This window comes from Acinetobacter sp. 70_2, from assembly GCF_056736115.1.
Map to the genome: position 1 here is coordinate 271,283 of NZ_JBWZIP010000013.1, position 21,103 is coordinate 292,385.

The 21,103-nt window shown below is 40.7% G+C and carries 13 protein-coding genes; 6 read left to right on the plus strand and 7 right to left on the minus strand.

Going from position 1 to position 21,103, the window contains the following annotated elements; translation table 11 throughout:
* Window positions 1-162 precede the first annotated feature (162 nt).
* The 4 genes from hslO to AC1PJ9_RS07355 all read left to right on the plus strand — a co-directional run bounded on the left by hslO (window position 163) and on the right by AC1PJ9_RS07355 (window position 3,241).
* Window positions 163-1,038 carry an Hsp33 family molecular chaperone HslO gene (gene hslO, locus AC1PJ9_RS07340; protein WP_004699009.1) on the plus strand — a complete coding sequence of 292 codons (876 nt, stop codon included), beginning with the start codon at window positions 163-165 and terminating at the stop codon, window positions 1,036-1,038.
* 137 nt (window positions 1,039-1,175) lie between these two features.
* Entirely contained in the window at window positions 1,176-1,787 is a 612-nt protein-coding gene (locus tag AC1PJ9_RS07345) for a LysE family translocator (protein WP_004699012.1), read from the plus strand.
* Window positions 1,788-1,937: 150 nt separating this feature from the next.
* Window positions 1,938-2,900 (plus strand): DnaJ C-terminal domain-containing protein, encoded by a 963-nt coding sequence (locus tag AC1PJ9_RS07350; protein WP_019456898.1) that lies wholly within the window; start codon window positions 1,938-1,940, stop codon window positions 2,898-2,900.
* An 11-nt stretch (window positions 2,901-2,911) separates the two neighbouring features.
* Window positions 2,912-3,241, plus strand: coding sequence for a chaperone modulator CbpM (locus AC1PJ9_RS07355; RefSeq protein ID WP_019456897.1), 330 nt, complete (start codon window positions 2,912-2,914; stop codon window positions 3,239-3,241).
* A 228-nt stretch (window positions 3,242-3,469) separates the two neighbouring features.
* Here AC1PJ9_RS07355 and AC1PJ9_RS07360 read toward each other — a convergent pair whose 3' ends face one another.
* From AC1PJ9_RS07360 to rpsO, 3 genes are all read right to left on the minus strand, one after another.
* Entirely contained in the window at window positions 3,470-4,681 is a 1,212-nt protein-coding gene (locus tag AC1PJ9_RS07360) for a magnesium transporter CorA family protein (protein ID WP_311087186.1), read from the minus strand.
* 84 nt (window positions 4,682-4,765) lie between these two features.
* Window positions 4,766-6,853, minus strand: a complete 2,088-nt coding sequence (pnp, locus tag AC1PJ9_RS07365) for a polyribonucleotide nucleotidyltransferase (protein WP_288422346.1) — start codon at window positions 6,851-6,853, stop codon at window positions 4,766-4,768.
* 257 nt (window positions 6,854-7,110) lie between these two features.
* A complete protein-coding gene (gene rpsO / locus AC1PJ9_RS07370) occupies window positions 7,111-7,380 on the minus strand; it encodes a 30S ribosomal protein S15 (RefSeq protein ID WP_001229357.1) in 270 nt (89 codons plus the stop codon).
* Between the two features lie 212 nt (window positions 7,381-7,592).
* Between rpsO and AC1PJ9_RS07375 the strand changes: the two genes are divergently transcribed.
* Window positions 7,593-8,891, plus strand: a complete 1,299-nt coding sequence (locus tag AC1PJ9_RS07375; protein WP_288422347.1) for a serine hydrolase domain-containing protein — start codon at window positions 7,593-7,595, stop codon at window positions 8,889-8,891.
* Between the two features lie 717 nt (window positions 8,892-9,608).
* Here the strand turns inward: AC1PJ9_RS07375 and recD are convergent.
* The 3 genes from recD to AC1PJ9_RS07390 all read right to left on the minus strand — a co-directional run bounded on the left by recD (window position 9,609) and on the right by AC1PJ9_RS07390 (window position 18,806).
* Window positions 9,609-11,360, minus strand: a complete 1,752-nt coding sequence (gene recD / locus AC1PJ9_RS07380) for an exodeoxyribonuclease V subunit alpha (protein WP_311087187.1) — start codon at window positions 11,358-11,360, stop codon at window positions 9,609-9,611.
* Between the two features lie 108 nt (window positions 11,361-11,468).
* Entirely contained in the window at window positions 11,469-15,167 is a 3,699-nt protein-coding gene (locus tag AC1PJ9_RS07385; RefSeq protein ID WP_311087188.1) for a UvrD-helicase domain-containing protein, read from the minus strand.
* Window positions 15,168-15,170: 3 nt separating this feature from the next.
* Entirely contained in the window at window positions 15,171-18,806 is a 3,636-nt protein-coding gene (locus tag AC1PJ9_RS07390) for an exodeoxyribonuclease V subunit gamma (protein ID WP_311087189.1), read from the minus strand.
* 170 nt (window positions 18,807-18,976) lie between these two features.
* Here AC1PJ9_RS07390 and AC1PJ9_RS07395 point away from each other — a divergent pair, with 170 nt between their 5' ends.
* On the plus strand, window positions 18,977-19,483 hold the full coding sequence (locus AC1PJ9_RS07395) for a hypothetical protein (RefSeq protein WP_263612819.1): 507 nt from the start codon (window positions 18,977-18,979) through the stop codon (window positions 19,481-19,483).
* 22 nt (window positions 19,484-19,505) lie between these two features.
* Here AC1PJ9_RS07395 and pap read toward each other — a convergent pair whose 3' ends face one another.
* Complete coding sequence (gene pap, locus AC1PJ9_RS07400) at window positions 19,506-20,924, minus strand: polyphosphate:AMP phosphotransferase (RefSeq protein ID WP_263612818.1); 1,419 nt, start codon at window positions 20,922-20,924, stop codon at window positions 19,506-19,508.
* Window positions 20,925-21,103: the final 179 nt, after the last annotated feature.

A 21,103-nucleotide genomic window follows, 5' to 3' on the forward strand; every position in this document is an offset into this window, starting at 1 on the left:
GAGATTTCGCAAAATGGCTATATTAAGGACTTATTCACATTGCCTAAATGATTGCGACAATCGGTACAAAAGTTGCCGTTGTCCTGCTTGCAGCTTCGCTGCATTCCCTAAGCTTGATTAAACCGAAGTTGTTATAATCTGCTTAGGGCCCTGGAGAATATTATGTCTGATTTACGCCAACGCTTTTATATAGAGGACTTTCCTGTTCGCGGTGAAGTAGTTCATCTAGAAGAAGCATTACAAACTATTTTAGCTCAACGCGACTACATGCCTGCGGTTAAAATTCTACTAGGCGAGATGTTGAGCGCGACTGCATTACTTGCAAGTACTTTAAAAATCAAAGGCCGTATCAGCTTGCAAATCCAGGCTAGCGGCTCTTTCAAATGGGCTATGGCTGAATGTAATCACTTAGGTGAAGTCCGTGCTTTAGCAGACTACGAAACAGATCCTCGTTTTGTTGAAGCAACTGACAGCAGTACAGTCCTTGGTGCTTTAGTTAATCCAATTTTATTTATTAACATCGAACCTGAGCATGGTGAGCGTTATCAAGGGATCGTACCTCTTGACCAGACAAATCTAGCGGGTTGTTTGATGCAGTATTATGATTTATCTGCTCAAATTCCCACTCGTATTGTATTGGCAAGTACAGCTAAACGCTCTGGTGGTTTACTGATTCAGCTTTTACCACGTCATGATGAAGAAGAGCAAAAACTGGTTGATGAAGACCTATGGCCGCGTTTGACTATGCTGACTGAAACGCTTAAGCCTGAAGAACTGACTGAGCTTTCAGCGAATGAAATTTTGTATCGTCTCTATAACGAAGAAGAAGTACGCTTGCCAGAAGTTGAACACTTAAAATTTGGCTGTACGTGTTCTAAAGAACGTTGTGCTAAAGCATTACTTCAAATTGGTGTTGATGCTGTTCATGAAACACTGGAAGCTCAGAACCCAATTCAAATGGATTGCCAGTTCTGTAACACCCGTTATGAGTTCACTGCTGAAGAAGCACTAGGTTTATTTGGCGAACATTTGAGTTAATTACTCACTTCATAAAAAGGCGGTCAAACCGCCTTTTTATTTATCTATAGTTTTTTGATGATAATTTTCAGCATCTTATTTTAAATCAGTTAATATGAGCTTACTTTATAGCCTAATAAACAAGATGCTTATATTTCATGAATTATTTTGATTATTTTCTCTTTATTTTCAGTGTCATTATTATGATTGCTACCCCTGGCCCAGTCATGATTTTAGTGGCAAGCGCTGGGCTTAAAGGCGGCTATAAAAAAGCACTCGAAACCATTTTTGGTACAAATCTCGCATCACTGGTTTTAATTTTTATTTCAGTACTCGTACTTAAAGGAGTACTGGGTATTAATGAAAGCTATTTAAATATTATTCGTGTTTTAGGCTGTCTCTATATTGGCTATTTAGGATTTAGTATTCTTAAAGAAGTGATTCAAGCTCCACATCCAGAAGCAATACAAACCGTTTCTGCCCAAAATGGTGGTTTTAAAAAAGGCTTTTTGGTCGGTATTTCAAATCCTAAAGATATTATTTTCTTTTCGGCTTTCTTTCCTCAGTTTGTCTCTATTTCACCTAACTTAAATTTCAGTCTAACTGTTCTTACCCTGACATGGATTGTTTTAGATTTTTTAACCCTATCTTTAGTGTATGTATTTTTCCGCCGTCTTTCTAACAGCCACTTATATCCTAAAATACTCGGCTTATGCGGCCTATTGCTTTTATTAATTGCCTTATACGGTTTATATCAGACTTTTATGTAAAGATTGAGAGGCATAACCCTAATCGACTTATGTCTCTTCCACCTTGCCTCTCCATTTCTGTAAGAGAACAACTCTTATACAATCTAGCTCATTGAAAGCCTTAAAAATTGTTTCATAATGAAATAAACAACACCATCGTGATAAAACATTATGGCCAAAAATTATTATGAAGAATTAGGGGTTACACGAGAAGCCTCTGCTGATGAAATTAAAAAAGCATATCGGAAATTAGCTCGTAAATATCACCCCGATATCAGCAAAGAAAAAGATGCAGAAGAAAAAATGCAGGCGATTAACGTTGCCTATGACACGTTAAGCAATGCAGAAAAAAAAGCTGAATATGACCAAATGTTAGATCACCCACAGGGCTTTAATGACTTTGGTCAAGGTGCAGCTCAAGGTGGATTTGATGGCGCGCGTTTTTATCGTCAGGGCTTTACGGGCGGCGGTGGAGAACAAGCTGATTTTAGCGGTTTCGAGGATTTGTTCGGCCGTTTTGGTGCTGGTTTTGGTGGTGGGCAACAACAATACCAAAGACAACAACGCAGTTACCGAGGTGAAGATCAGCATGCCAGCATAGAGGTCGATCTTGATATTGCCTACCATGGATCAACACAACAGATTACCTTACAAATTCCGACTGTGAATGTCTATGGTGAGCCTGAGGTACAACGTAAAACCCTACAGGTGAAAATACCGAAAGGCATGAAGGAAGGCCAACAAATTCGCCTAAGCGGACAAGGTCAAAGTGGTATCAATGGTGGTGCCAACGGCGACCTTTACATCGAGATTCAATATAAAGACACAGATCGTGTTCATGTCGAAGGCAGTGATGTATATTTAACTGTAGATGTAGCACCTTGGGAGGCTGCATTAGGTCAAGGTATTGAAGTAAAAACACCAGCTGGGTCGTTACATGTCAATTTACCTAAAAATGCAAAACAAGGACAACAGCTACGTTTAAAAGACAAAGGGATACCAAATAAAACGCCAGGCCATCTTTATTTAATTTTAAATATTGTATTCCCGCCTGCACATTCTGAAAAAGAAAAAGAAGCGTATCAGCAATTGGCAGAAGCCTTTGCTTCATTCGAACCTCGTTCATCTCATTAGGGAGCAAGATCATGACAACCATCCATTATCGAGAAATTGTATGTGACGGCCACACCTTTAGTGCTGAAGTCGTTGATGAACAATCTACATTTGACTTACAACAATTTGCCCAAGCCTGTGGTCAAAGCCCGGACTGGATTTTAGAGCTTATTGAGTACGATATTTTAGTGATTGAAAGTACACCTGAAAAACATCAGTTCATGGGTGAAGATGTCGTCCGCGCTCGTAAAGCGTATCGTTTACAACGTGACTTTGATGCAAGTTTGGCAGCAGTTGCGGTGATGTTAGATTTGATTGATGAAGTGCAACAACTTAGAAAACAGTTGAAGCATTTTCATTGAGATTTTTTCTCAATAACTTTTTCAAAAAGGCATGAGCTAACGTGATGGGCGGCATGGATGCCGCCTTTTGGACTGCGGTAACATGGATGTACCGTCAGTCCAAAAAAGGGGTTTTGTTACTTTTGCCCAGTCAAAAGTAAGGATATGCCTATACAATAAGTATCAAATTAATCCCTAAATTTGAGGCAGTACTAACAAATCAACTTTACTGATCTTTGAAAGTTCCTATTACTTCAACCGAGTAATCTTCTCCACTTCCTTCAAAGTCTGCTTAATCGGTTCATACTCCAAAAACCAAAATAAATTCATCCGTTCTTCACGATGCTGTTGTGCCAATAGATCAATAACACTTTTCTCACCACGCCCCACCAAATGCTGTCTATAGAAGTAGTACAGCAATAAAACAGTACTGAGCAACATAACACCGAGCATAATCCAGAAACCCACTGGCGATTTAAGCCCCGGAATAAACTCAAAGTTCATTCCGTAAATACCAGTTAAAAGCGTAAGTGGTGCAAACACAGCGGTAATAATGGCAAGAATACGCATATTCTCATTGGTCTGGTTTGCAATCGCTGAGAAATGCAAATCAATCGCTGACTGAATAGCGCTACGTAAACGTAAAGTATGCTTTTGAATACGTTCGACATGACTCATTAAATCATTCAAACGAACTAACAGAAGATCTTGAGAACTATGCGTCTTCTCACCAATAACATGATGATAGTTTTCTACAATTTCATCTCGAAACTCTTGTAAGGTTTCGATTTGCTCTTCGCATAAATTTTCAACCTGCTGAAAGGCCATGTTTTCATGAAACAGCTGATGCCATTGTTTAAAACGGCGATTACCTTGCAGCAATTGCTGTTGCCAATGCTCGACTCGTCTGGTTAAAGGTGAACGAATATCAAGATAACCATCCACCATGCTATTCAGCAGACGTAAACATAAATCTACAGGTGAATTAGGCAACTTACGGGTTTTGTTTTGTTCTTCTAGAGTTTTACATAAAATATTTTCAAGACGCTGAATATAGTTTTCAATCGACTTGTTGCCCTGCTCACGTACGCTAATGAGTACTTTAGGGGTAAAAATAAAACTAATTGGCGTGGTGGCTAAGCCAAATACACTCTCATGTGATTCCCCATTTTTAATTTCATCATCAGGTGTAACAAGCTTTCTAAAAATAAGCAGGTCATATTCTTCAAGCGTATCAAAGGCGCAAGGGTGCTCAATATTGGCAATATCTCGCATATGAAATTCATTAATTGCGACATCTGCAAGCTGCTGAATTTCTTGTTGCCATTCTTCATTATGGTTAACAACATCAGATCTCACACTATCAATCCAGAAAAACTCCAGAACATGTTCAGTGTGCTTTTCTCGGCTCAAAAAAACATAGCCATCCTTTTGATGACGATAAAAATAATAAACCTGCATACCACGTCGATCTATTTGTGTGTTACTTGCATCATGCCATAAAAAAAGCCCGCATCAAGCGGACTTTTTTAGTGAGTTAAGCAATTATGCTTGCTCAATATCTTTCATAGTCAATTTGATACGACCACGGTTGTCAACATCAGCAACTTGTACTTTCACTTCCTGACCTTCTTTAAGAACGTCAGTTACGTTCGCAATACGCTCATTCGAGATTTGCGAAATATGAAGAAGACCATCAGTACCTGGCATAATGTTTACGAACGCACCAAATTCTACGATACGGATAACTTTACCGTCATAGATTTTACCTGGTTCAACTTCAGCAGTAATCGCTTGGATTTTTGCAATCGCAGCTTTAGCAGCAGCTTTAGTTTCACCAAATACGCGAACTGTACCGTTATCTTCAATATCGATTGCAGCTTTAGTTTCTTCAGTAATTTGACGGATTGTTGCACCACCTTTACCAATTACGTCACGGATTTTGTCCGGATTAATTGTAATTACTTCAAATGTTGGAGCATGCATTGAAATTTCAGGACGAGCGCGTGAAATTACTTTGTTCATTTCATTAAGGATGTGCATACGACCAGCAAATGCTTGGTTTAACGCAACTTCCATAATTTCTTCAGTAATACCTTCGATCTTGATGTCCATTTGAAGTGCAGTAATACCGTTTGCAGAACCTGCTACTTTAAAGTCCATGTCACCAAGGTGGTCTTCATCACCTAAGATGTCAGAAAGTACAGCGAAACGCTCGCCTTCTTTCACTAAGCCCATTGCGATACCAGCAACTGGTGCTTTAAGTGGGACACCTGCATCCATAAGAGATAATGATGCGCCACATACAGAAGCCATTGAAGATGAACCGTTAGATTCAGTAATGTCAGATACAATACGGATCACGTACGGGAAGCGGTCAGCGGCAGGAAGAACTGCTTGAACACCACGACGTGCTAAACGACCATGACCAATTTCACGACGCTTAGGACCAGACTCACGACCTGTTTCACCTACAGAGTATGCAGGGAAGTTGTAGTGCAACATGAAGTTGTCAGTCTTAGTACCAGAAAGCGTATCAACCATTAACGCATCACGTGTGTTACCCAAAGTTGTTGTTACCAACGCCTGAGTTTCACCACGTGTAAATAATGCAGAACCGTGTGCACGGTCTAATACGCCAACTTGAACGTCGATCGCACGAACAGTTTTAGTATCACGACCATCAATACGTGGCTTACCAGACAAGATGTTGTCACGTACTGTACGGTATTTAAGGTCTTCAAATAATTCGTTTACTTCGTCAGCAAGACCAGTTTCGTCATTTTCAGGAACGAACTGAGCTAAAGCTTCTGCATAAAGTGCATCTAATGCTGCATAACGATCTTGTTTAACCGCAATCGTATACGCTTCAGAAATTTTAGCTTCAAAAGCTGCTTTTAATTGCTCACGAAGTGTTTCATTTTTAGCTGGAGCAACCCAAGTTGATTCCACTGCACCGGCAGCAGCAGCAAATTCTTTAATTGCTTGAATCGCGATTTGCATTTCGTCATGACCGAAAAGCACTGCACCAAGCATTTGGTCTTCTGAAAGTTCTTTTGCTTCAGATTCAACCATTAATACAGCCGCTTCTGTACCAGCAACCACAAGGTCAAGGTCAGACTGAGCCATTTGTTCAAAATTCGGGTTTAAAACATATTCGCCGTTAATTAAACCAACACGAGCTGCACCGATTGGACCACGGAATGGTGTACCTGCAATTGCTAATGCAGCAGAAGTACCTAACATTGCAGCAATATCAGCTTCCATAGTTTTGTCAGAAGAAACAACTGTTGCTGTTACTTGAATTTCGTTGAAGTAACCTTCTGGGAACAATGGACGGATTGGACGGTCAATAAGACGTGAAATTAAAGTTTCAGCTTCAGAAGCACGGCCTTCACGCTTACCGTAACCACCAGGGATACGACCAGCTGCATATTGTTTTTCTTGATAGTTAACTGTTAACGGGAAAAAGTCTTGACCCGCTTTTGCTTTAGATTGAGCAACAACTGCAACTAAAACAGTTACGCCGCCCATTGTAATTAAAACTGTATTTGCTTGACGTGCAACGCGACCCGTTTCTAAAACGACTTGATGTTGACCGAATTGGAATTCTTTACGAACGATGTTAAACATTGACATGTATTGTATTTTCCTAATTTTATTCTAGTGAGACCCCTAAGGTTTGGCATTCAGACTACAACTATTGGTAGATAAATGACAAAGCTTAGAAGCCATCACACTAGACCAAAAATTTTAAATAATATTAAACGCAAAGAAGGAGCGCACAAGCGCCCCTTCTATAAATCGCCTAACGGTTGATTAGGCGAAACTTTCTTTCCAGAAACAAAGCATAGCAACATGCGATAAACCGAAAACAAAGCAAAATCGAATTAACGACGTAGACCTAAAGCACCGATCAAAGCAGTGTAACGCTCGTGGTCTTTACCATTTAAGTAGTCAAGTAATTTACGACGTTGGTTAACCATACGGATTAAACCGCGACGGCTATGGTGGTCGTGTTTGTGAGCTTTAAAGTGACCTTGTAAATCATTGATTTGAGCAGTCAATAAAGCTACTTGTACTTCTGGTGAACCAGTGTCGTTTTCAGCGCGAGCAAATTTAGCAATGATCTCTGCGCGGTCTGCATTAGTTAAAGCCATTCGATTTCTCCGAGATGCTTAAAAAATAAAATGATATGAATCAGTTGAGCGCAACTGACTGCCGTGCATCACTACAGCAAGTTGCCTATTTTAAGGTATCTATATATGGATTGCAAAATTGTTTTCAGTTACCTGTCATTTTAGACACTGACATCAGTCTCTTAACCCTGCACACTTGGCTTTCAATAAAAAGAAAGAAACGCGAGGGACGTGTGAAAATATTTTCGACCAATACCTGTCCAGTACCAGATGATATTGGATCGGTCATTCATCACAAAGATGAAGTGCCTGCCGAACAAGGTGGAATGAATGAACGTCAGGTTCAAAAGATCTGGAAAAGTATTGAGTCGCTCTATAAAACCGGGAACTATCCGCTCATTACTTTTTGTTTACGTAGACAGGGGAAAATTTTATTAAATCGAAGCATTGGCTATGCTCAAGGCAACGCTCCAGAAGGTTTGCAAAATAATGCAATCATCGCAACGCCGGATACTCCAGTTTGCTTATTTTCAGCATCCAAAATGATTACTGCCATGTTGATTCATCTTTTAGATGAAAAAGGTGAAATCAACCTACTCGATCCTGTCAGTTATTACATTCCAGAATATGGTGTAAATGGGAAGCGCCGTGCGACGATCTTTCATTTATTAGCACATCGAGGAGGCATTCCTTATGTTGATGGAGAAGTCACTCCTGAATTACTTTTTGATAAAGATGAAATTTTAAAGCGCTTATATGCGGCAAGACCTGTTTCACCAGCAGGCAATCACCTTGCTTATCATGCTGTAACCGCAGGTTATATTTTAGGAGAAATTATTGAGCGAGTCACAGGACAAGACCTTCGCCAATTTGTGCATGAGACCATCGAGAAACCGATGGACATGCCTTATTTCAACTATGGTTTGAAACCAGAATATCGCTCCAAAGTCGCACTCAATTGTGCAACAGGTTTACATCCTCGCTTAGGAACAGATCATTATCTCAATCATGTACTAGGTGGCGGCTTACAACTCGCTGTAGATGTGACCAATGATAGCCGTTTTATGGATACCATCTGCCCTGCCGGTAACATTTATACCAGTGCCGAACAAGCTGGCCGCTTCTTTGAAATGCTTTTAAGTGGGGGAAGCTACCAAGGCAAACAAATTCTAAGTGAAAAAACAATTTTTAGAGCAACCCTCCCCACCACAGGAGTTAACATTGACCGAACCTTATTAATACCGATGCGTTATGCACTAGGTCCCATGCTCGGTAGCAATCCAGTAGGTTTATTTGGTCCGATGACTGGACAAGCTTTTGGTCATCTCGGTTTCTCTAATATTTTATGTTGGGCCGACCCAGAACGCGATATTAGTGTTTCATTACTAACCACTGGAAAATCTGTAGTGGGCACTCATCTCCCTGCTCTAGCTAACTTGCTTTATCAAATTTCTAGCCAATGCCCACGCATTCCTAGAGATCAGCGTCGTTCATTGTTTGGTAGCGATTCACATGAAACAGATCTAGTCTAAATAGTTATAACTTAGCGATGAAATAAAAAACCCAAGCATTTCTGCTTGGGTTTTTGGCGCTGTAGTTCTTGTTTATCGTGTTTATCTCTGTTTTTCTTGTTATATGTAAGATGCTTTCTGCATCTTTCTTCTTGTTTTATTCACTTCCGTTGTTTTTATTTCTATTTCCTTATGTGATGTATTTTGTCATATCCAATTATGAAGAAAAGTAGTATTTTTCTTATCATCATGTAAGCGAAAACGTACAGGTCTGTCTAATATTTAGCGTTTATCTGCAACAGCTAAATAACGTACGGTTCTGTATAACATTTAACTTAACAATTCACGCGAAAAATGACTATTTGAAACTCATATTACAAATAAATATATTAATATGTTCGAGTTAAATGATTGATAATCAGAAGAAGAAATAGCGTGACACAAACAAAGATTTATTTAATTTATTTGACGTGATAAAAACTCAAAATATAAAAAAGCCCTGTAGTCTCTCCCAAAACTACAAGGCTTAGCGGCTGTAAGTTTCCTCTTTATTCACCTACGTCATTGTAAGTTCGCAGTCTCTCGACTTAAGTTATTATTATTGTGCGATTTTGCCCGACATTCCTTGCCAAGCTCGTTGTGCGTTTATAATCTCAAAAACAGGGTGTGTTCTCTAGCAGCAAATATCTCGAATCCATGTAAGCTTTTTCTTACACGAGCAAAAATATTAAGTTTGACTTAACGAACTAACCGATTAACTTTTTCAACTAAACCGCTTTTCCTGGTCGTACGAACTGTAAAAGATTGTAATAAAGCCTCTGGATGAACCAAAAGACTAACTACCTTCTTCGCTCGTGTAATCGCTGTATAAATTAGCTCTTGGCTTAACAAATTCTTGGCGGCCTGATCGAGAACAATAGCAGTATGTGTAAATTCAGAACCTTGCGATTTGTGAATGGTTAAGGCAAATGCACTTTGAATACTTTTAGGTAATCGGTTTGCGGCAACCCACTTATTTAAACTTGGGAAATACACTTCAAACTGCTGAGGCTGGGTTCTATGTTCAAAACATAAACCAATGTCACCATTTGAAATGCCGAGTTGGTAATCGTTATAGGTCATCATGACAGGACGGCCTACATACCATCCTCCTAAAGTCACAATACCTAGCTGTTGCTGTAACCAGCGTTCAGCATATTGATTAAGTTGCTGCAAGCCAAATGGCCCATGACGTACGGCGGTTAAAATACGGTAGTCATCGAATGACTTAACAATATTTTCAATATGCTCAATTGAGCGATCATCTTGTAAATAAGCTTTTAGGCTTTGCACATAGCCTTGAAAACCCATCATCAACTTTTGGTAGTAAGCTTCTAGCTCTATAGATGACTCTTCAGATAAATATTCAAGCTGAACCACATCGGGCATATCAGCTTCTAAAGGAATTGAACGTAGCTCTGAAACCTGAACAATATCAATTTCAAACTGTTGCAAAACCTGCTCATGATTGATGTGACTGGTTTGCATTTGAATAAATCGTGCCACCTGACCAATCAAAGCACCCTCCGCAAAACGACGGCTGGTTTGAAGGTGAACACGGTTTTCAGACAACGCCTCGATTTGCTGTAAATCTGCAAGTACCGCTCCAACATCTACAGAAGCAAGCTGGTTGGCATCGCCTAATAAAATAATTCGACAAGACTCAGGAACCGCTTCAAATAATAACGTTGCCAGATTTAAATCCAGCATAGAGGCTTCATCCACCACAATAACATCATAAGGCAATGGCTGTTTTTGATTAAACCGTGGAGTTTGACTATGCCCCATACCTAATAATCGATGAATGGTTTGGGTACTTTGGTTTCTTAGCTCATCACTAACCAACCCCGACTCAAGAAGCTTGGGGTCATTAAACGAATTTTGTAAGGCTTCTTGCATACGCTGTGCAGCTTTTCCCGTCGGAGCTGCCATTGCTACACGAATATGAGGAATTGCTTGACTCAGCACAGCAATAATACGAGCGAGCGTATAGGTCTTACCTGTACCCGGCCCACCTGTAATAATACTCAAGCTCTGCCGAGTCACCATTTGCAAGGCAGCTCGTTGATGAGGATCAGTGAGTAAGTCTAAATGCTCTTCACACGAAACTGGTTGAATTGGTTGCTGCTTTAATCGGCGAATTTGCTCAGCTAGACGTTGCTCTAGGTTCCAATATCGGTATAATGCCAACCCCTGCCCGTCGTGGACACAAGGGGCAACTTGAGACATCGCTTGTTCAGCAGATATCGCCAGTTGACCAAGTGCTTCTGTTTGCTCTGGGCTAATCTCAATGCAACTATCACCTTGCAAGCTCGCTTCAATCAGCTGCTGCAAAAAACAAGCTGCCTCTGGAGCTTGTGTCTGTGCAGTAAACGGGGCTTGATTTAGAAAGGTACTCCAAGTCGTTAACCAGCTTAAATCGCTTTGTTCAGGGCTATTTAGATTGTCCACACACTTATCCACCTAGTTTTCCACACGCTTGTCCACATGGTTATAGACAGGCTTATCCACACCCCAAGTATTTGTTAATTCTAAAATTAGATCATTTATCAGCATTTTTTATACAATTTTATCCTCAGCAAAGTACCCTAAAATAGCATCAAGACGTAGAACAAATTCTGTACTTGGCTGCCAATAATAATAACCCTGCTCAGCTTCGCCATTCATACCACGCAAATAAAGATAAGTCGCCCCACCTAAATGTTGTTCAATATCATAATTCTGCATTTTGACTTTTAAATAACGATGTAACGCAACCAAATACAAGCCCGCTTGCAACCAATAGCTGGCTAAAGACATACTTTGTGCAATGCTTTCTACACTGTAATCGGCAAGGTTTTCACCTAAGTAGTTACTCTTATAGTCAGCAATGTGATAACGCTGCCCATCAAAATAAACTAAATCGATCGAACCATTTAAATAACGTGCGGAACGGGCCTCTAATAACTCGGGCATTTCCATTCCATATTCAGCAAAAAGTTGCTGAATACGTTTCATGGCTAATACCCGATCTGACAGGGCCAAATAAAAAGGACACTCTGATAAATAGTGCTCTGGCTGTAACTGATTTAAGCGAAAACCTTGATATAACGGCGTGCTTAGAATCTCTTGCAGCCATTCAGCCACAGCGTGATAAAGCAAATATTCCGCTTCTTGTTCTTCGGGAAAGCTTTCTTGGTATTTGATGAATAAATCTTGCCACAAACTACTGTAGTCATTTTTAAAACGACGGCGTATTTCACTTACCCACTCATCTGAACATTGAAAATCGATATGTTCAAAAATTTCATGTAAGAAATTACCTGCGAGCGTCCCTCTCGGAAAATTGCTTTTAATCCAGCTAATGGGCTGTGCTGTGGTCGCTTCAATAGAAATAACCTGATCGAGTTCATCTTCGGCTAAAACAGCTTCATGACTCTGGCTCGCGAGTAAATCGGTACCTACTTTATGTCTTAAATGCTGTGCCAGATAACTAAAACTGGTTTTACCTCTTGAATAGAAACGCTGGTCAGGAAAATGCTGTGCCTGTATCTCAATAATATTGATGTGCTGATTTAAATGCATGGCAGCAGGTGGTTGTTCCAAAATCATTTCATTGGTACAACAACGGTGCTGAAAAGGCTCAGCTCTATTTTTCCAAAAAGCTAAACCTGAAACAGACTTGCCATCTGTATCTTGTAAGAGTGCATAAATACGATGACTTGCCCGAGTTAAAGCAACGTACCATAGACGGTTTTGTTCAGCCAAAGCCCGTTCTTCATGCTGCTTCAGCTCGGTTTCGTTTAAATATGTTTTATCGGCAATCGCAACAACACGTTGTGTTAGAGTTTGAGCCGATTCAGGCATAGTTATATCTTGAGTTGAGAAATTGAGTGTTTTGTTATTTTCCCGAAATGGCTTGTCGGCCCCGAGCAAAAATACAATTTTAAACTCAAGGCCTTTCGACTGGTGAATAGTCATGAGCTGTACGCCAGCTTCACTCGACAATCTACGCTCTAGCTCCCACTCACGGTCAAGCGGTGACTGTAATTGCTTGAGATACCAATGATAGAGATTTTGCGCACCCTGATATTTCTCGCTATGCTGACTCAAAATTTCGGTCAAATGACGCAAGTTCACTACAACCCGCTCATTATCTTTACTCTGGACAGCAACCAGATTTTTCCAAATGCCAAATTGGTTTAAACATTGCTGCCATGCCACTAAAAAGCCCTGAGCTGACCACAATTCCCGAATAGCGTCAAAACCCGTCATAAACTGGCTTAAACCTTCGGCCGTTTGTTCGAGTTGCAACAGCTGTTTAAGGTCCATAGCAAATAAACGGCTAATCAAAGCTCGTTTTACTTTGGCCTCATCGTAAGGATGAAGAATCGCAGTGAGTAAGGCCCCAACATCCTGAGCAATTGTGCAATCAAAAACACTTCGTTTTGATGGCCGGTTAACTCGTATTCCTAAACATTCTAATTCAAATTGAACTTTATCAAGACCATCATGATTACGAGACAAGACCGCAATATCATCTTCATTTAAGGTTTGAGTCTGGGCATCTTTTTGAAAATAAAGTTGTCCAGCATGTGACTGATTGAGTAAATCACGTATTTTCCACGCAACTTGCTGTGCCTCCGTTTCCTTGTCTTTTAGCATGAGCCAACGTAAAGGATGCGGGTTAGGCTGATTTTGATCGACTAAAGCTGGGTGAGGTCGAGTCCCTGCCCGAATCGGGTCATATTGAACTTGCTCACCGAAGTCGATTTGCCTTTGAAATAAGGCATCAACCACTTCAACCAAGTCAGCGACTGAACGATGGTTGTGTATTAATTTATATTCGCGACCATGCTTTGCCTGAATATCTTTATAGGCATTTAAAAAGGTAAGCATGTCCCCACCACGGAAACCGTAAATTGCCTGCTTACGGTCACCCACCATAATCATGCAACCTTTTTGGTAACGTTCTGAATGACGCCAAATGCTAGCGAGCATATCGTCTTGATCTTGGTTAGTGTCTTGAAATTCATCGACCAAAATTAAGGGGTATCGAGCCTGCACAAATACGGCGAAACGTTGCCCCTGCTCGCCCTTTAAAGCTTCTGACAAAGTGCGAATTTGCTGGGAAAAAGTCGTCTCGCCCTTGTTTTGTAAAACCTGCGGTAAACGTTTTTTAACCTCTACACACAAATAGGCTTTTAAATAAATATGAAGCTGATCGAACTGTTCAGCATAGTTTTTCAGCACACCAAATAACTGCTGAATCTGCTGAATACAAGGATGTTGATAGAATCCATCCGAAATTTCGGCAGGACATTTCTTGAAAACTTTCTGATCAGCAAGATGGCCTAAAAACTTAAAAACGAGTTCCCGTTGTACTGCCAAAGACCCATCAAAAACTAAAATACTGTCGCTTTGCTTTAAAACTTGTAATAACTGTGGCAAACATTCACTAAATAACTTATTAAAAGCCCCGTTACGAAATATCGTGCCGCTGACATGTTTATAGTGCTCGCCATCAAGCGAGTAATATGGTTCTAGAAAACTAATATCAATTTCTGTTGCTAACTGTTTGAGCTGAGCAAGTTGTTCAAACTGAATAGTAGGCTTTTCGGGAAGCTTAAAATGAGCCGAACTAAAATTCAGTGAGTCTTCGACCAATTTGACAAAACTGTCGACACTTTTTAACTCTCCTGCCAGATACAACGCATCAATCACGGTTTGAGGCTGAGACTGTATCCATTCACGGAGTACATCGTGAATCAGTTGGCGGCTATAGGTTTTAGCATCATCAGTAATTTGAGCACGTTCAATTTTGCCACTCTCAAAAGCAAACTCACGTAACAGCTTTTGGCTAAAGCTATCGAGTGTTCCGACAAATAGCTCATCCAACTGATCGATCACGAGCTTTAAACGCTCACAGGCATAGGCAATACGTGTCGCAAAATGCTTGAGAACATGTTGGAGTAATAAGTCAGATTCTTGCTCGGCCTGTGAAAGAATCTCTTTTTCAGTCAAGCTCCGCTTAGCATCTAAGTAACGGTAGGTTTCGACTAAACGCGCACGAATTCGACTTTTTAACTCAGCCGCAGCAGCACGGGTGAAGGTGGTCGCAATGACTTGGCGCGGTAAATATTTCTCAAGAAAAATACGCACCATTAAACTCGACAGCGTATAGGTTTTCCCTGTGCCCGCCGAAGCTTCAATTAAATGCAATCCGCTAAATTCAATATCAATAATAGGTTGATAAGACACCTGTACTCTTGAGTTCATGCCTTACTCCGAATGTTGAAATTGAAAAACCGGATGATACAGGTCATAGGCAAACTCATCACAAGCATGTTGAAGCAATGCTTGTGCATCTTGTTCTTGCAAAATGAAACGCCAGTCCTTATGCAACTTACACGCTTCATTTTGTGTCATATCGATAGCGGTAAATGACCCTGTTTCATTCCAGTATTTTAACAGCTCGGCATAACTCTTCTCATCCAGTTTTATTTTTTCTGTCGGATTTGTTGTTTCCCACTGATATACCTTGGCTTTTTCCAGAGGCTTTAGCATTAAAGCTGCTGGTAGCACCAGTGGTTGCTGTTGAGCATAACGCCAGATCTTAAACCACGGTTGTAAATACTGCCGAGCTTGCTCCGAACTAATACCTTTACAGATTACGGTTTGATCACTAAAAACCACTATACGGCGTCTTTCAGCTCCTGCACTTCCCTCATTTAAATAGGCCAACCAAAGCAGGTACTCTAACCAGACTTTTGCACGTCTTTTTGCCCGAGCACTTGATGCTTCCATGCTGACCCAATCCTGAGTTTCAGACTTTGGCACCGTAATATTCATATGCAGCTGTTTGGCAATTCGCCAGCTTCGCTGAGTGGTTTGCGTGACTGCTGGTGCATAATGATGAAGACGCTCAAGCAAACATTCCTGTTCAAAAATACCCTGTTGCCAAGCACTATATTGAACTTTGCCTACAGGTAATTGATCAAGTAGAGCTTCGGGCTGCGCCTGTTGTTCATTTTGCTGTAAAAAATGTCGAATGGTATAACGGCCTAAACCATCTAAAAGCAAAGGTTCGTTCTGATCTAACTCCCCCACACTTCCTAAATTTTCGACACCCAAGGTTTTTAAATAGAGGCGTGCCGGGAAAGTAACATCTTGTATCCACTGATGGCTATCTAAAACCAGCATTTCAGGTATTTCTAAAGGATAAGATGTATTCGCCCAAGGCTTAAGAACACCGGAAGCTTGCTGAATTTGCATTGCCACATTAAACCAATGATCTTGGTAGCGAATGTAGCTGTTCTCGGCCATAAAACCTTTCGGGTCAAACGGCTGTAAATAATGTAAATGGTAGAGTTGTTTTAATTGAGACGGAATTTCAATACCTTCAATCACTTCTCGATCGGGTGCATCTGGCTCCGGTTTTACAATAAGCGCAAGATGTTCACGGAACTCTTGAAGAATACTTGAAGGGTCTCTCACTTCACCGTCATTGACGTCAAAGCCGTTATAAAACAGCCATAAGTTTTCTTGGGCTAAAAGCAAGGCATCTAAGAAAGCACCTTGGTCATCCTCAAGACGGGAACGGTCACCTAGTTGTTGACGTAAGGCATCCATCAAATCAAATGGTACATGCGTATCACGATTTGGAAACTGCCCTGCATCCAAGTTCAACATCACAATTAAGCGATAAGGTAAAGGACGAATTTGTCCAATCTGAGCAAAGGTAATCTGTCCTGTCGGTTCAGCTTGTGCCGTATGGTTTTCTAAAGTTCGCTGAATCTCATCGAGGATATAAGGCAAAGGCAAGGTGATTTTACGTAAGGTACCTGTTTCTGCCTCGGCATAGTAACTCGCAAGCGTTAACATACGCTCTTGTTTTTTCACAATTTCACGAGCAGTTTTTAAAGCAGCAACACCAGCCTTTTCAAACTCGACAATATCTTGCGACAGCACTTGTAGCCAGTATTCAACGGTATGAACTTTTCTTTGCTCATGCATAATGAGCCAGTCACGGCGCTCATTTAAATCTTGATAAATCTGAATGAGCGTACCAATCAGCTCAAAATCGCCCGGTTGAACCTTGGCGTAACTGAGTACCTGATTAAATGTAGCATGTTCGGGAATTGCAATACCGAGTGCTAATCGCTCTAAAGCAAATTTAAAACTATAGCGATAATCTTCATCGCCGTCACATAAGCTACGTTTCAGATGCTCTACATCAAGCCCACGTTTAAACCCTGCATCGGCCAGTAATGCCAAAACTCGTTCTACTTGAGCATATTCAAGTGCATAGCGCTGCTGCGTCGCATGTAAACCAAGCCAGTCAGCGAAATCATCAAAGCTAAATCGCCCTTGCATAAGGTGAATTCGGCCAATTACGGCACGCCATGCATTAAGTGCATCAAGTGACGCAATACCGGCAATTTTTACGGGTAAATGGACACCTTGCTCAGTTGCAGTAGCAGGAAAAACACTTCGTATTAAAGGCTCTACTTCTGCCAAATTAGGTACTAAAACCAAAATATCATTTGGACGACGCGGCTGTTCATGTGGTTTAGCCAACCAGCCAATCAACTGCTCTTTCAATACTTCAAGTTGGCGCAATGTTGAGTGGCAAACATGAATTTGAATGGAGTCATCATTCGGTGCAAGTTCGTACTGTTTAGTCTGTGGTTCCACCAAATGCAAAATATCTGATTGAACTTTGCCAAGTAGACTCTCAGGAAAATCATCTACAAAGGCATCCACCCATTTACCTTCTTCGCCTGTAGATAAGTTTGAAAGTAATGAGAAGTGGTCGCGGGCTTGTTTGCCCAGTCTTGTTAAAAGCGGATGCCTCGACTCACGCGCCTCAGCATTAAAGTTAAGCGTAAATTTATCAAAGAAATCGGCAATTTCAGCATCGGTCGCTTGAGGATTTTTCGCAATAAAACGCTCTTTCACACCTAAGTCATAACGTTGTTTCCACAGGGGATCGACACTATCGGCCCAATATTCCTGTGAAGGGTTATAGTGCAAAATCAGCACATCAATGTATTGCCCTAAACGACGCAAAAACTGAAGCTGGCTAGGCGGTAAATCCAGCAAAGTAAAAACAACAATTTGCTCCGGCAAACGAGACAATGCTTTCTTCTGGCGTTCAGGATGGTCTAATTCCTGCCAAAACAGCTCGTCAATTTGCTGCATTTGCATAAAATCATCATGAAAATGCTGCTGCCATAACCAGCGCTGCCAACGCTCTAACTCTTGTGTTTGCTGCAAAGTAAATGCAGAAATTTCTTTATCTTTCTGCGCAATATACTTTTCGATATCCAGCGCTCGGTCTTGTCCCCACGCTGCTAACCAGTTATTTGGACAAGTACAGGTATTTTCACACCCACGTTGGCACTGTCCCCGATAAACCATGTAGTTACTAAATAAATCGGCAACCTGCTCGGCAACCCAATACAACATTTTTTGTTTTTTTAGCTGCTTCTCAATCCCTTGTTCAAGTCGATCTGCGCTGTCGTAAATACGCTGAACAATAGAATGTAATGGATGTGAGTCATCTATACTCATTTCATCAGGCTGAATAAACTCTTGTAATGCCTGATGTACACGCCATTTAAAAATCAAGCGTGGAATATTGGCCTTACGAACCTGTTCCTTATGCGCTGTGAGGACCTGTTGATAGGCATACCACTGGAAACCACGAACACGTTGATGGAACTGGTAATTGGCGCTCATTCCTTGTTGTTCTGCAAGTTTTTGTACCAGCCATTGCTCTACCGCAGGACTTGGCACAATAAAATGCTGGGCTTTCAAAACCTGTAAAGGATGCGTTGAAGGTTGGGACGTAGATGCCAGTACGCCCTGCAACAACACATCAATACGTTGACTTTGAATAACATGGATGCCCATTTATTTCATATCCTACTCGCATAATTTATGCACAAAATCATAAACATTCATTACTATACAACTGAATCTGACTATGTCACGTTGGTTTAAACACAGCATAATCTAACTTTAGGTGTCACTTGCCTTGTGTTTGGAAGGCACCCTTAAGGAACCCATTACAGGTAAACATTATGAAAATTGATAACATTCCTGACTATATTGATCCTAGCCTAAATCTGGAACAAATTCGCGATGAGTGTCACGAGCTCATTCAAAAAAGAGCTTACGTCTCTGCTGGTGCAGCAATTGTACCCATTCCTTTTTTTGACGTGGTAGTAGATTTGGGAATTTTGTCACAGCTTATTCCCGATATTAATTCCCGCTTTGGCTTAGCACCTGAACATGTCAGCGTTTATGATCCAAAAACAAAAACCATTCATTGGGATGAATTGCGTAAACGTGGCTTTCAATTTTCAGGTTTTGTGGTCGCACGTACTACCGTTAAAAAAACGTTTAATGGTTTCTTTGGAAAAATTGTCACCAAGCAAGTGACTAAATTTATACCATTAGGCGGGCAAATTGTTGCAGCAGGTTTAGGCTATTTTATGATGAAGAAAATAGCCCAAACACATCTTACTGATAGCTACAACCTTGCTAAACGTATTCAACAAAAAAGTCGTGGCACGGTTGTAAACTAAAATCAAATTCACGGCTGAGAGTTTAATCTGCTCTCAGCTGTTTTAAAATAGCTCTTAACACTTCTAAACGCGCAGTATATTTATCATCAGTGGCAACAATATGCCAAGGTGCATATTCGGTACTGGTTCTTTCAAACATATCTGCTGCCGCTTTTAAATAGTCATCCCACTTATCACGATTGCGCCAGTCTTCTGCGGTAATTTTAAAGCGTTTATGTGGTGTCTCTTCTCTGGCCTTAAAACGCTGCTCTTGCTCATCTTTACTAATCGCAAGCCAAATTTTTACCACAATGGTTTCACTATCAAATAAATCTTTTTCAAAACGATTAATTTCGTCGTATGCCCTTTGCCACTCTAACGGCGATGCAAAACCTTCAACTCGTTCTACCAGCACTCGGCCATACCAAGTACGGTCAAAGATTGTAATTTTTTCGGCTTCATTAATACGGTTCCAAAAACGCCACAAATAAGGATGTCTTGCTTCGAAACGTTCAGGTGCGCCAATACAATGAATATCATATTCACGCGGGTCTAAATTTTTGACAATTCGCTTAATGGCACCCCCTTTACCCGAAGCATCCATTCCTTCAAAAGCAATCACAAAATTACGTTTATCAAAACGCATGGTATCGGCAATTTTTTTACTGAGTTTATCGAGCTCTTTTTTGTAATCAGCTTTATCGAGCTGTTCTTTAGAAGGTTTTAACAAACTTTCAGGAATCTTTGCCTGCTGCCATTTTCCTTTGACCTCACTTTCATGTTCAGGCAATTCACGCATATGTTGCAAAAGGTACTGGGCAAAAAATTGATCGCGCTGTTTTTCATCTTCGCCATCAATAATGTACCAGTCGTCGGTAAAACGGCGGCGTAACTTTTGCAAAGTGTCATATTGTTTTTTATTGCGCCAATCTAAACCGTGAAGCTTATGCCAGTGCTGTTCAGAAGGGTCTATTTTATCTAAACGTTTTTGCAGTGACTTCCACGAAAGGTCAAACCAAACCTTAATCACATCGACATAGTTATTTTTTAGGTCCTGCTCAAACGCCCGCATGTTTTCAACATAGGCATCAAAACGGGCATCATCCAAAGGTTCCGATACATGCGTTGCGGTAACCAACAAGTCGCTATACCAATTGCCAAACATCACCACAATTTGGCCTTCAGTTGGAATGAACTCTGAATACGACTGCCAAAAAGCTTCGGTATCTGTCAGCACACGCGGTGCATCTGCTTTTACGCGTAAATATCTTGGATCTAACCATTCTCGAAGCTGCTTAACAGCCTCGCCTTTTCCAGCCAGTTCAATACCACTCATTAAAATGAGTGTACTTTTAGCATTTTTTTTGCCCCGACTATCTTTTAAAGCATATTGTGCTTCAATCAAATCGACTGAAAGCTGTTCCTCGTCTCGAATTTCAAATTTTGGTTGTTGTTCACTCATAGTCCACTGCTCTAATCTTTTATTGTTTAATTTCGTCGTTATTTAACTTATGCGCTTAGATGATGAATTGCTATACAAATTATGTCATTGCGCCAAAATTCTATCTAAAAATTGACGCATAAATCATTTTTTTTACATCTACTCGCCATAGTAGAAGGTTACAATGCCTCTTATGATTT

Coding starts and splice junctions, on each gene's coding strand:
- hslO (WP_004699009.1), top strand. CDS start 163: ATGTCTGATTTACGCCAACGCTTTTATATAGAGGACTTTCCTGTTCGC.
- AC1PJ9_RS07345 (WP_004699012.1), top strand. CDS start 1,176: ATGAATTATTTTGATTATTTTCTCTTTATTTTCAGTGTCATTATTATG.
- AC1PJ9_RS07350 (WP_019456898.1), top strand. CDS start 1,938: ATGGCCAAAAATTATTATGAAGAATTAGGGGTTACACGAGAAGCCTCT.
- AC1PJ9_RS07355 (WP_019456897.1), top strand. CDS start 2,912: ATGACAACCATCCATTATCGAGAAATTGTATGTGACGGCCACACCTTT.
- AC1PJ9_RS07360 (WP_311087186.1), bottom strand. CDS start 4,681: ATGCAGGTTTATTATTTTTATCGTCATCAAAAGGATGGCTATGTTTTT.
- pnp (WP_288422346.1), bottom strand. CDS start 6,853: ATGTTTAACATCGTTCGTAAAGAATTCCAATTCGGTCAACATCAAGTC.
- rpsO (WP_001229357.1), bottom strand. CDS start 7,380: ATGGCTTTAACTAATGCAGACCGCGCAGAGATCATTGCTAAATTTGCT.
- AC1PJ9_RS07385 (WP_311087188.1), bottom strand. CDS start 15,167: ATGAACTCAAGAGTACAGGTGTCTTATCAACCTATTATTGATATTGAA.
- AC1PJ9_RS07390 (WP_311087189.1), bottom strand. CDS start 18,806: ATGGGCATCCATGTTATTCAAAGTCAACGTATTGATGTGTTGTTGCAG.
- AC1PJ9_RS07395 (WP_263612819.1), top strand. CDS start 18,977: ATGAAAATTGATAACATTCCTGACTATATTGATCCTAGCCTAAATCTG.
- pap (WP_263612818.1), bottom strand. CDS start 20,924: ATGAGTGAACAACAACCAAAATTTGAAATTCGAGACGAGGAACAGCTT.